The organism is Butyricimonas faecalis (assembly GCF_003991565.1).
Classification (GTDB): Bacteria; Bacteroidota; Bacteroidia; order Bacteroidales; family Marinifilaceae; genus Butyricimonas; species Butyricimonas faecalis.
This window is the reverse complement of the sequence record NZ_CP032819.1, coordinates 583,160-595,650: the sequence shown is the minus strand read 5'-3', so window position 1 is coordinate 595,650 and position 12,491 is coordinate 583,160. Positions and strand designations below refer to the sequence as shown.

At 42.5% G+C, this 12,491-nt stretch carries 10 protein-coding genes and 1 pseudogene; 9 read left to right on the top strand and 2 right to left on the bottom strand.

Annotation, left to right across the window (positions count from 1 at the left end; genetic code table 11):
• Positions 1 to 95 precede the first annotated feature (95 nt).
• The 5 genes from D8S85_RS02475 (at position 96) to D8S85_RS02455 (ending at position 3,898) form a co-directional block, all read left to right on the top strand.
• On the top strand, positions 96 to 425 hold the full coding sequence (locus tag D8S85_RS02475) for a DUF1904 family protein (RefSeq protein WP_106624649.1): 330 nt from the start codon (positions 96 to 98) through the stop codon (positions 423 to 425).
• Positions 426 to 528: 103 nt separating this feature from the next.
• Positions 529 to 948 (top strand): MarR family winged helix-turn-helix transcriptional regulator, encoded by a 420-nt coding sequence (locus tag D8S85_RS02470; protein ID WP_106624648.1) that lies wholly within the window; start codon positions 529 to 531, stop codon positions 946 to 948.
• 76 nt (positions 949 to 1,024) lie between these two features.
• Positions 1,025 to 2,476, top strand: coding sequence for an aminoacyl-histidine dipeptidase (locus D8S85_RS02465; protein ID WP_106624647.1), 1,452 nt, complete (start codon positions 1,025 to 1,027; stop codon positions 2,474 to 2,476).
• Between the two features lie 73 nt (positions 2,477 to 2,549).
• Positions 2,550 to 3,023 (top strand): GAF domain-containing protein, encoded by a 474-nt coding sequence (locus tag D8S85_RS02460; protein ID WP_106624646.1) that lies wholly within the window; start codon positions 2,550 to 2,552, stop codon positions 3,021 to 3,023.
• A gap of 113 nt (positions 3,024 to 3,136) precedes the next feature.
• Positions 3,137 to 3,898: a hypothetical protein gene (locus D8S85_RS02455; RefSeq protein WP_106624645.1), complete on the top strand. Its 762-nt coding sequence runs from the start codon at positions 3,137 to 3,139 to the stop codon at positions 3,896 to 3,898.
• Between the two features lie 186 nt (positions 3,899 to 4,084).
• Here the strand turns inward: D8S85_RS02455 and D8S85_RS02450 are convergent, their stop codons facing one another.
• Both D8S85_RS02450 and D8S85_RS02445 read right to left on the bottom strand, forming a co-directional pair.
• Positions 4,085 to 4,786 (bottom strand): tetratricopeptide repeat protein, encoded by a 702-nt coding sequence (locus D8S85_RS02450; protein ID WP_228423321.1) that lies wholly within the window; start codon positions 4,784 to 4,786, stop codon positions 4,085 to 4,087.
• A 47-nt stretch (positions 4,787 to 4,833) separates the two neighbouring features.
• Positions 4,834 to 6,678 (bottom strand): YgiQ family radical SAM protein, encoded by a 1,845-nt coding sequence (locus D8S85_RS02445; protein ID WP_106624643.1) that lies wholly within the window; start codon positions 6,676 to 6,678, stop codon positions 4,834 to 4,836.
• 86 nt (positions 6,679 to 6,764) lie between these two features.
• On the opposite strand from D8S85_RS02445, the gene rimO reads away from it, so the two are divergent.
• From rimO to D8S85_RS02425, 4 genes and pseudogenes are all read left to right on the top strand, one after another.
• Positions 6,765 to 8,054, top strand: coding sequence for a 30S ribosomal protein S12 methylthiotransferase RimO (gene rimO / locus D8S85_RS02440; RefSeq protein ID WP_106625236.1), 1,290 nt, complete (start codon positions 6,765 to 6,767; stop codon positions 8,052 to 8,054).
• 167 nt (positions 8,055 to 8,221) lie between these two features.
• Positions 8,222 to 10,404, top strand: a pseudogene (locus tag D8S85_RS02435) (sodium-translocating pyrophosphatase).
• Positions 10,405 to 10,544: 140 nt separating this feature from the next.
• Positions 10,545 to 11,699: an AAA family ATPase gene (locus D8S85_RS02430; protein WP_106625235.1), complete on the top strand. Its 1,155-nt coding sequence runs from the start codon at positions 10,545 to 10,547 to the stop codon at positions 11,697 to 11,699.
• A gap of 81 nt (positions 11,700 to 11,780) precedes the next feature.
• Positions 11,781 to 12,383, top strand: coding sequence for a nitroreductase family protein (locus D8S85_RS02425; RefSeq protein ID WP_106624641.1), 603 nt, complete (start codon positions 11,781 to 11,783; stop codon positions 12,381 to 12,383).
• Positions 12,384 to 12,491 lie beyond the last annotated feature (108 nt).

The window sequence follows — 12,491 nt, the reverse complement described above, 5'->3', positions numbered from 1 at the left end:
ATGATTGCTTTACGAGAACCGGGAAAAGATATATTTGATGTATAACCTTGTAGGAAAGAAAATTATTTTCAATTCTGCATCTAAATTAATTTGTTATGCCATTTTTAAGGTTTCATGCAGTAGAAAAAAGTAGATTGGACTTGGTTGGGGAGCGATTGATTTCGGAAATCGTTCGCACCCTGGGATGTCCGAGAGAGACGGTTGTGCTGGAGGTGGTGAATTCCTCTTTTGTCACGGGAGAAAATCAGTCATCAGCTTATCCTTTCGTGAAGGTAGAGTATTTTAAACGTTCGTTGGAACAGCAAAATATGGTGGCAAAGATTATCTTCGAGTGTCTGAAAGAGATCGGATACCCGGAAAGTGATGCCTATTTTTCTTTCTTGGAAAAGGATTGTTACTACGAGAATGGAGAGGTGATAAAGTAAAGATGACAAGATAGAAATAAAAAAACGGTAATATTTTAGCAGATATTACCGTTTTTTTCAATAAAAATAATTAAGTTTGTGCATAGTATAAAATGCAACGACCATGACGGAAGTAAGTGAATTAGTAGCTCTTTTGAGCAAGGCCGAAAGAGGTTACACGAAAGTTTTGAATCGAAGTTTCCAAAATGCCGGGTATGATCTTAGCCGGGAGCAGTACGAACTTCTGGAAGTATTGTGGGAACAGGATCATGTGAACCAGCAAAATATTTCCAAACGTCTTCAAAAGGATAAGTATAATGTCACGAAACTATTGAATACCTTACAGAAAAGAGGGTATGTACAACGAAAGATGGATAAGGAGGACAAACGGAGTAATTTCGTGGTCCTGACGGAAAAAGGGGTAGAGTCTCGTCGGGAGTTAAGGCAGATCGTGGATCAGGTACATACGGATATAAGTTTCACCTTGTCTTCGCAGGAGTTGAAGTCCGCGATATGGGTATTGAAAAAACTGAATTTACAATAAATTGTCTGTGGCAACTAACAAGTTAACAGATTACAAATTGAAATTTGAAATCATAAATCTAAAATCATAAATTGTTATGGGAGTTTTTGAAGGATTAAAACCGGAAGCTGTTTGGGGATATTTTGAAGAAATATGTCAGGTTCCCAGACCGTCAAAGAAAGAAGGTAAAATTGTCGCTTATTTACTAGATTGGGCGAAAAAACACCATCTGGAAGCAAAACGCGATGAAGCAGGTAACGTGTTGATTAAGAAACCTGCTACCCGGGGAAAAGAGAATGCACCGACCGTGATCTTGCAGGCACACATGGATATGGTTTGCGAGAAAAATTCGGATACGGTACATGATTTCGATAAAGACCCGATACAACCCTACGTGGATGGGGAATGGGTTCGTGCTAAAGGAACGACTCTGGGAGCTGATGATGGGATTGGTATGGCGGCTCAAATGGCCGTGTTAACTTCTACCGACATTGCACACGGGCCGATTGAGTGTTTGTTTACCGTGGATGAAGAGACCGGATTAACGGGGGCTTTCGCTCTGCAACCGGGATTCCTGAGCGGGAATATACTTTTGAATTTGGATTCGGAGGATGAAGGAGAGATGTTTATCGGTTGTGCCGGAGGAATCGATACCGTGATTAACATGGGGTATAAAACAGAGAAAACCCCGGCCGGATCTTTTGCCGTGAAGATTCAGGTGAAAGGACTTCAAGGTGGACATTCCGGAGATGATATTAATAAAGGCAGGGGAAATGCCATCAAGATTCTGAACCGCTTTTTGTGGGATTTGAATGCAAAGTACGGGATTCGCGTTTCCGCGCTTGAAGGTGGTAATTTGCGGAATGCCATTGCTCGTGAATCTTTCGCGGTGATCACGTTCCCTGATCAGTACAAGGAAAACGTGAGAGTAGACTTTAATGTATATAGTGCGGAAATGGAGAACGTGTGGAAAATCACGGAACCCGGATTGCAGTTAGCATTAGAGTCAACGGATGTGCCGGAAAACGTGTTGACGAAGGAGTGTACGGATGTGCTTGTAAACGCGTTGTATGCTTGTCCTCACGGGGTGTTCTCCATGAGTTACCGTATGCCGGGGTTGGTTGAAACATCGACAAACCTTGCCGCGGTCAGGTTCAACGAGCCGAATAATATCTTGATCACTACTTCACAACGAAGTGACGTGAATTCAGAGAAATTTAATATTGCCAATATGGTAGAATCTGTGTTCACGCTGGCAGGAGCCAAGGTTGAGCATGGTGAAGGATACCCGGGTTGGGCCCCGAATCCGGATTCTCCCGTGGTAAAAGTTGCCGTGGATTCCTACAAACGTCTGTTCGGTAAAGAACCGATCGTGCGCTCTATCCATGCCGGATTGGAGTGTGGCTTGTTCCTGGAGAAATACCCGAACATGGACATGGTTTCTTTCGGACCGACACTGAGAGGCGTTCACTCCCCGGATGAAAAGATCAATATCAAGACAGTACAAATGTGGTGGAGCCATTTGGTGGATATATTACAAAACCTGTAAAGCTTTTGATTTATGATTTACGATGGATGAAGTTATGAATCGTAAATCATAAATCTTAAATCAAAAATAGCTTATGGAAACTTCAAGAAAACTGGCAAAATATGATCGGTTGTATGACCAGATCAAGCAGTATATTCAAACTACGGAAGATATATGGGCCCGATTGGCGACAATGGAGGCCGTGTTGCATCACAAGATGCAATCTTTTTTCTGGACGGGGGTGTACGTGCTGATTGACGGGAATTTAATTGTACGTTCCTACCAAGGACCGGTGGCTTGTCAAAAACTTCGAAACGGGGGAGTATGCTGGGCTGCTATTAACTCCGGGGATACGGTTATCGTGGATAACGTGGAAGAATTTCCGGGACATATTGCTTGTAATGCCGCCTCGAAAAGTGAAATTGTAATCCCTTTACGGGATCCCGAAGGACGCATTTTTGGCTGTTTGGACGTGGATAGTGACCAATTAGGGGCTTTTGACAGGGAAGATGAAGCCGGTTTAAAGAAAATATTGTCTCTTCTATATCAATCAGATAGCGTGAAATGATTTGTAGAATGTGAAAAATAAGTTAAGAGATTTTTGATTTTTCTTTATAGAGTGTTATCTTAGTCGGCATAAACAACAAATTTATTCATGTTAAACAAAAACACACGGAAAATATGAAGAAACTACTTTTATTTGTTCTAACGAGTTTGTTTGTGGGAGGAGTCCTATTTGCACAGACCGACGAATCCGGCAAAGTTAAGAATGAAGGTAATGCTGCTTGGAGAGCCAAGAATTATAAAGAGGCCTTTACCAAGTGGGAGCAATACCTGAAATTAATCGAGTTCAAGGATGATGCGACGGTTTATAACGTGGCTGTTTGTGCAAATAAATTGAAAGATTATACCAATGCCGAGAAATATTTTGGTATGTCAATCAAAAATAATTACAAAGTTGCCTCTTCTTATCAAGGAATGGCTGTTGCTCAAGAGAACTTGAAAAAGATTCCTGAAATGTTGCAAACATTGCAGGACGGGATTAAAGCAACCCCGGGACAGAACTTGAAGTTGGAAAAAGCATATTCTGATTATTTCGCTAAAGAAGGTCAGAAATTCCAAAAAGCAAACGATATTGTCAAGGCTGCTGAAAACTTTACCAAGAGTAGTCAGGTTTCTAACAAACAGTTGAAAGCACGCGGTTTGTTGAGTTTAGGTACGTTGTATTTTAATAACGGTGCTTCTATTCTTCAAAAAGCAACTCCTTTTGCTACCACTGAGAAAGAAAAATATGAAGCAGAAAAAGTAAAAGCTTTGGCTGATTTCAGAAAAGCTCAGGATTATTTGAAACAAGCTGCAGCTGTTGAGCCAACAAACGAGGCTGTAAAAGAAACGCAAAAACAAGTGGCTGATGCTATCGCTCCGCTAGTTGAAAAGAAATAAAGATTAGGCTGAATATTTACGACTACCTCCTCTAACCTTCCTTACACAAGAGGGAATACCGTTTCGGTAATCAACTCTCCCCCTGTGTAAGGGGGAGTTGGAGGGGGTAGTTTGTTAATGGAGAATAAGAACTTATCCTTATACCACGCAAGAGTCAGTACTGGATCTTGGCGTCAGAAATAGACATTAATAGTATTGTGAAATGACTTCTGCCGCTTTCGAGTAGCCGAGGCGTTTGGAGATTTCCAAATCTTGAAGGGCTTCTTTGTAATTGTCTATAACCAACTTGGAAATTGCCCGGTTATAATAGGCCCTAGCGTTGGAAGGGTCGATTTCAATGGAACGGGAGTAGCTTTCTATGGCGTCACTGAGTTGGCCTTTCTGGTGAAAGATGACCCCCCGGTTGAAATATACAGCACTCGATTTTAATCCGAGGGAAATGGCTTTGTTGTAATCAGCAAGAGCCCCGTCCAGATCTTTCATGCCATAACGAACAATACCGCGATAGTGGTAAGCTTCCAGTAAATCCGGTTGCAGGTTGATAGCATGACTGTAGTCCTGAATCGCTTGAGTCGGCTGTCCGAGATTCTCGTGTATGATTCCCCGGTTATAGTAAGCTAAGGCATGATCGGGGACGTTGGCAATCACGTAATTCATGTCTTTAAGCGCTTCTTCATTTTGCTTGAGGTTTGCCCGGACAATTGCCCGGTTGTAATAGGCTGAAAGGAAATCCGAGTCCAACGAGATGGCATGATTGAACTCTTCCAGGGCTTTTCGAGGTTGTTCTCGGGTAATGTAGTCCATGCCTCGCTGATTGCTCTCCACAGCTTGGTGGTGAGTACACGAGGTAAATAGAGAAAGTAACATTATCCAAGTATAATAGCGCATATTCCTTTTAATTACGTGATTCAAAGTTAATGATTAATCATGAAAAATTAAATATTTATTTTATTTTTATTTGAATATAACCGTTTTACGAGGTCCGTTCTTTTCAGTTTCGTGAGAATAGCGATAATTTCACTTTTGAATTCCCGTTTGTACCAGAAGAAAAATATATTCTGGCGCTTTTTTTCGGCTTCTGTTTTGGCCGATTGGATTTTACGCAGGGAGTAGGGATGAAAACCGGAATAGTACATATCCGTGGCTAACGTCATGGGTGTAGGTGTAAAATCCTGTACTTGTTCCAACTTGAAATCCAGCTCTTTGGTGTTGATGGCCAAGTCAACCATATCCTCAAGACTGCATCCAGGATGGGACGAGATGAAGTAGGGGATAATTTGTTGTTTTAAATGCTCTTTGTTGTTTATGGCGTTAAAACGAGCGGTCAATTCCCGGAAAAGTTTGAACGAGGGTTTGCGCATCAGGTGTAGCACCTTGTCGGAAGTGTGTTCCGGTGCAACTTTAAAGCGACCGGATACGTGGTGTCTGATAACGGTTTCCAAGTATTCCCGGTTTATTGCATCGATCTCTTTATTTCCCGTGCGATGCATGGAAAGATCGTAGCGGATACCGGAACCCACGAAACAGTGTTTCACCCGAGTATCTTTACGCACTTGATTGTACAGGTGCAAAAGGTGCGAATGGTCGGTATTCAGGTTTTTACACACGGTAGGGTGTAGGCAGGACGGACGCTTACATTGCTCGCAGATATGCTGATCTTTTCCTTTGATCATATACATGTTGGCGGATGGCCCCCCTAAATCGGTAATCGTTCCCTTGAAATCGGGCATGTCACAAACATGCTGAACCTCTCGCAAAATGGATGCTTCGGAACGGGAAGAGATAAATTTACCCTGATGTGCGGAAATCGTGCAAAAGGCACATCCCCCGAAACAACCGCGATGCATGGTAATGGAGTGGCGAATCATGTTGTAAGCCGGAATTTCTTTGCCCCGGTATTTGGGATGGGGTAAACGGGTAAACGGCAGATCGTAAACGGCATCTATTTCCGCCGTGGTCATGGGTGGGTAGGGAGGATTCACGATGATTAATTCATCCCCGATAGCTTGTACCAGTTTTGCGGCATGAATACTATTGGATTCTTCCTCGATGTACCGGAAGTTCGTGGCATATTTTCGCTTGTCCGATAAACACTCTTCGTGAGAGGCGAGCGTGATGGTTTGCCATTTCTTGTTGGTGGCATATTTTTCATCTTTGTGTCTGATCACGGATGTTTGCGGGATATTGGTAAGGTTTTGAAAAGGAATGCCTCGTTGCAACATTCGACAGATTTCCGTGAGAGGCTTTTCTCCCATTCCATATACCAACATATCCGCCTGACTTTCATATAGAATCGATGGTTTAAGTGAATCTTTCCAATAATCGTAATGAGTGAAGCGTCGTAAAGAAGCTTCTATACCCCCGATAATAACAGGTGTATCCGGAAAGAGTTCTTTCAGTATCTTCGTGTAAACAATGGTCGGCATGTCAGGGCGTGCGCCACTTCGGTTGCCGGGAGTATAGGCGTCGTCTGATCGGCGTCTTTTAGCTGCCGTGTAGTGGTTTACCATGGAATCCATGCACCCCGGACTGATCCCGAAAAACAGATTCGGTTTACCCAGTTTCTTGAAATCCCGCAGATCATCCTGCCAGTTGGGCTGGGGAACAATTGCCACGTTTAGTCCTAGAGATTCGAGAAGTCGTCCGATAACGGCTCCGCCAAAAGAAGGATGATCCACGTAGGCATCTCCCGTGAAAAGAATCACATCAATACTTTTCCATCCCCGCTGTTCGACTTCTTTTTTGGTGGTCGGTAACCATTGTTGTATATTATAATCCATATTGAAGCATTTGCTTGAATTCAGGGACAAAGATACGGAAAGTCGCTGAAGATTTTATTACCTTTGCGGCCAAATTAGAATATGGCATGAAGAAAGTAAATATTATCAGCTTGGGATGCTCCAAAAATTTAGTGGATACGGAGTTATTGATGAAACAACTGGAGAAAGCGGGGTACAGTGTTGAAGTAGATGTTGAAAATTCGAAAGCAAAGATCGTTGTAATCAACACTTGCGGATTTATCGGGGACGCGAAGGAAGAGTCTATAAACACGATTCTGGAGCAAGTGGAACGGAAACAGGAGGGAGAAGTTGAAAAGATATATGTCATGGGATGTTTGTCCCAGCGTTATGATCAGGATTTAAAGAAAGAGATTCCGGAAGTGGATGCTTATTTCGGGAAATTCGATTGGAAAGGGATTCTTGCTGAGTTGGGAAAAAGTTATGACGATAAACTTCGAAACGAGCGTCATTTGACGACTCCGAAGCATTATGCTTACCTGAAAATATCCGAGGGATGTAACCGGGGATGTTCTTATTGTGCCATTCCGATTATGACGGGGGAATATAAATCACGACCATTTGAAGAAATTGTTGATGAAGCCGAGCGACTGGCAAAACAGGGGGTGAAGGAGTTGTTGGTATTAGCTCAGGATATTACTTACTACGGGATCGATAAATACGGGAAGAATAGACTGGCCGAGTTGGTTGACCGGATTGCGGATATACCCGGAATCGAGTGGATCAAGTTGCATTATGCTTATCCGGCTGGATTTCCCATGGAACTTCTTACCGTGATGCGGGAACGAAAAAACGTGTGTAAATATTTGGATATTGCCTTGCAACATTGTAGTGATCATATGCTCAAAATGATGCGAAGAGGGGTTACGAAACAACAGACAATAGATCTCATTAATAAAATACGGGAAGAAGTTCCCGGAATTGCATTACGTACGACACTCATGGTCGGCCATCCCGGAGAGACGGAAGAGGATTATCGGGAATTGGAAGATTTCGTTAAAACGATGAAGTTTGAACGTTTGGGAGTGTTCCCGTATTCTCATGAGGAAGATACTTATTGTGACAAGCATTATCAGGATGATGTGCCCGAAGAGACAAAAAATAAACGGGCTGAAAAGCTGATGGCGTTACAGGAAGGAGTGGTTGCTGCAATCAATGAATCATGCGTGGGTAAACATTTTTTGGTTTTGATAGATCGGGTAGAAGGGGATTATTTTGTCGGGCGTACACAATATGATTCTCCGGAGGTGGATCAAGAAGTATTCGTGACAAGTGAAAAAGCGCTGCAAATAGGGGAGTTCTACGAAGTCCTTATCACGGAAGCGGGTCAATTTGAACTTTACGCTAAGTATGAATAGCGATTTTTTGAGAGGGAGGTTGAAAAGGGCTTAATTTTAATCGTAAAAAAATTAGGACATCGAGAATATCTTCTCATTTTTATTCGTACTTTTACTTATCAGGGTTCGTTTAAATCTTGAGAAGTATTTTTTTGTATCATTTTTACTAACTACAAATACATAATACCATGTTAAACGATCTATTTTGGATAGTACCTATATGTGCTATTATCGCTCTCCTTTTCGCAAGGATTTTTTTTAAAGGAATGATGAAGGAGTCGGAAGGAACCGACACGATGAAACGTATTGCCGGGCATGTCCGCAAGGGGCTATGGCTTATTTGCGCCAGCAGTACCGGGTGGTAGCTCTTGTTTTTCTTGTTTTATGTGCGCTTTTTGCATGGATGGCTTACGGGCCCCGTTTACAGAACCCGTGGGTTTGGTTTGCGTTCCTGACGGGAGGATTCTTCTCCGGATTGGCCGGATATATCGGAATGAAAACGGCCACTTATGCATCAGCAAGAACGGCCAACGCTGCACGTAGAAGTTTGAATGACGGGCTGAAAGTGGCTTTTCGTTCCGGAGCAGTCATGGGATTGGTCGTTGTCGGTTTAGCACTACTGGATATTTCTTTATGGTGGTTATTATTAGACTATTTTGTAGAGGAAGCAACGGCATCGGAAAAGGCTATCATGATTACAACCACGATGCTGACCTTCGGTATGGGGGCATCTACACAGGCTCTTTTCGCCAGAGTAGGAGGAGGTATTTTCACGAAAGCGGCAGATGTCGGTGCGGATCTCGTGGGTAAAGTAGAAGCCGGAATCCCGGAGGATGACCCACGTAACCCGGCTACTATTGCTGATAACGTGGGTGATAATGTGGGTGACGTGGCCGGAATGGGAGCCGATCTTTACGAGTCCTATTGCGGTTCTATATTGGCAACCGCGGCATTAGGGGCAGCGGCATTCCGGATGGAACCGAATGCACAATTCAATGCCATATTGGCCCCGATGTTGATCGCTGCTTTCGGAGTGATCTTATCATTGCTTGGTATATTTCTGGTAAAGACAAAAGAGGGGGCTTCTCAACAACAGTTGTTGCGGGCTCTTGATCGGGGTATTAACGTGAGTTCCTTGTTGATCGTGGGTGCCAGTTTCTTAGTCATTCATTTACTCGATTTGAGTTATTGGATATGCGGATCGGTAATCGTTGGATTGGTTACGGGTATTATTATCGGAAAAGCAACAGAATATTACACTTCTCATGCCTATAAGCCGACACAGGATATAGCCAAGAGCGCGGAAACAGGCCCTGCAACCGTGATTATCAAGGGGATTGGAACCGGAATGATTTCAACGGCTGTCCCGGTACTTACGATTGTTGCCGGGATTATACTTTCGTTCCTGTTTGCGGCAGAATTCAGTTTTGCCAATATGTCCATGGGATTGTATGGAGTGGGTATTGCTGCCGTGGGAATGCTTTCCACGTTGGGGATAACCTTGGCTACGGATGCTTACGGACCGATTGCTGATAATGCTGGAGGTAACGCTGAAATGAGTCAATTGGGAGAGGAAGTTCGTCACCGTACGGATGCGCTGGACGCTTTAGGTAATACCACGGCTGCCACGGGGAAAGGATTTGCTATCGGTTCGGCTGCATTGACCGGGTTGGCATTGATTGCCTCTTATATTGAAGAGATCAAGATTGGTTTGTTACGGATGAACGAGGAGGTACTGAAAATTGGAGACCATGTGGTGAGAACGGCTGATGCCACGTTGACAGATTTTATGAATTACTATGATGTTACCTTGATGAATCCAAAGGTGTTGTCCGGAATTTTCATAGGTTCGATGATGGCATTTGTGTTCTGTGGTTTGACGATGAATGCGGTAGGACGTGCAGCCCAGAAAATGGTGAATGAAGTCCGTCGGCAATTCCGTGAAATCAAGGGTATTATGACAGGAGAAGGAGAACCGGATTACGCCAAATGCGTGGAGATTTCCACGAAAGGGGCTCAACATGAAATGGTTTTCCCGTCTTTGCTGGCGATTATCATTCCGGTTGTTATGGGATTGATTTTTGGAGTTTCAGGAGTAATCGGGTTGTTGGCCGGAGGATTGGGTACCGGCTTCGTGTTGGCTATTTTTATGGCAAATTCCGGGGGAGCTTGGGATAATGCTAAAAAGTATATTGAGGAAGGTAATCTTGGCGGTAAAGGATCTGATAATCATAAGGCAACGGTTATTGGAGACACCGTAGGTGATCCATTTAAGGATACGTCCGGACCGAGCTTGAATATTCTGATTAAATTGATGAGCATGGTGGCTATCGTGATGGCGGGGGTGACTTGTGCTTTTAGTCTTTTATGATATTTTATACTACTCCCTCTAACTCCCCCTTGCACAGGGGAAGTCGGAGGGGGTAGTCATTCTACATCAAAAAATCACTCTCATTATTCAATTTGCATAATTAAAAACAAATAATTAATTTTACCGGAAATAAAATGTATATGGCAAAAGAGATTAATCCTTTCATTGTTACTGGTAAAATTGCTCCGGAGTATTTTTGCGATCGAGTACAGGAATCAGCCCGATTGATCAAGTCATTGGTGAATGGTAATAACATGGTAATCATTTCACCTCGACGTATGGGTAAGACTGGATTGATTCAGTTTTGTTATGAAAAACCGGAAATCAAAGGACATTATTACACCTTCTTTATTGATATTCTCCATACATCGAGTTTAAGAGAGTTTACCTATATCCTTGGGAAGGAAATATTTGAAACTTTAGCACCTAGTAGTAAGAAGATGGCAAGGCTTTTCATGCAGACGTTAAAGTCTATCAGTGGAAAGTTCGGTTTTGACCCTTTGACGAATCTACCTACATTTAATTTGGAATTAGGTGACATTGAACGCCCGGAATATACCTTGGAGGAGATATTCAAGTATCTCATGTCTGCGGATAAACCTTGTATTATTGCCATTGACGAATTTCAACAAATTGCCAAATATCCCGAAAAGAACATTGAAGCTTTGTTGAGGACTCACATCCAAAAGATTGAAAATAGTCATTTCATTTTTGCCGGAAGTGAACGTAGTATGATGCAGGCCATGTTTCTCTCTTCGGCTCGTCCATTTTATCGTAGCTCGGATGTTATGGAGTTGGAGGCCATCAATAAAGATATTTACGTGGCGTTCATTGCGGAACATTTTGAACATCGTGATCGCCGAATCAATACAGAGGATATCGAGAAAGTCTATGACTTTTTTAAAGGGCATACATTCTATATTCAAAAGACATTTAACGAGTCGTTTGCAGATACTCCCGTGGGGAGCGAGTGTACTCTAGGCATCATTCGAAACGCAATCAATTCCATGATTGATTACAACGATACGATATTCCGCGAGATATTGTCTAATATTCCGGAAAATCAAAAGAAAGTGTTATACGCAATCGCTAAAGAAGGTGATGCCATGCAAATTCTTTCGGCCAGCTTTATTAAGCGGCATAGTTTGGCCTCGGCCAGTTCTATTCAAGCCGCCACCAAAAAGCTATTGGAAAAAGACATTATCACGGAAGTAAACAAAGTCTATTCTGTTACAGATAAACTTTTTGCCATGTGGATAAACAGACTATATGGCAAAAGCAAAATATTGTTCTGATATTCACGAACTTGATTTATTCTATATTCCCTAACTTTTTCAGGAAAAAGGCGTATATTGTAGAAAATAAATCAGTGAGATATGGAAAGAAAATTTAAAGAAGCTTTGTTACACAGGAGAAGTTATTATGCTCTCTCGAATAAATCACTTGTTTCTGACGAGGAAATAGAGAATATTGTAAAATTTGCAGTTAAGAATATACCCTCTGCATTTAATTCACAATCAACGAGAATGGTCCTTTTATTAGGAGTACAACACGTGAAATTGTGGAATATTGTGAAAGATACCTTGCGGAAAATAGTTCCCGCAGAAGCTTTTAAAACAACGGAAAATAAGATCGATAAATCTTTTGCATCCGGTTATGGCACGGTGCTTTTCTTTGAAGAACGGAAAGTCGTGGAAGGATTACAGAAATCATTCCCGACTTATCAAGAGAAATTTCCGTTATGGTCACAACAAACTTCAGCAATGCACCAATTGGCCGTGTGGACCATGCTGGAGGATGTCGGCTTCGGTGCCTCACTACAACATTATAACCCGTTAATTGATGAAGTAGTACTTAAAGAGTGGCAATTGCCTGAAACTTGGGAATTAATTGCTCAAATGCCTTTTGGTGTACCTTTACAGGAACCCGGGACCAAAGAGTTTAACCCGATAGAAGAAAGGGTGCGTATTTTTAAATAATCACTCTTTTACCTGAAAATTAACCCACACCTTCCCCTGATTCCTCCTGCATAAGGAAAAACCACTTGGTAATCAACCCTCCCCCTGTGTAAAGGCAGGGCTGTTAAG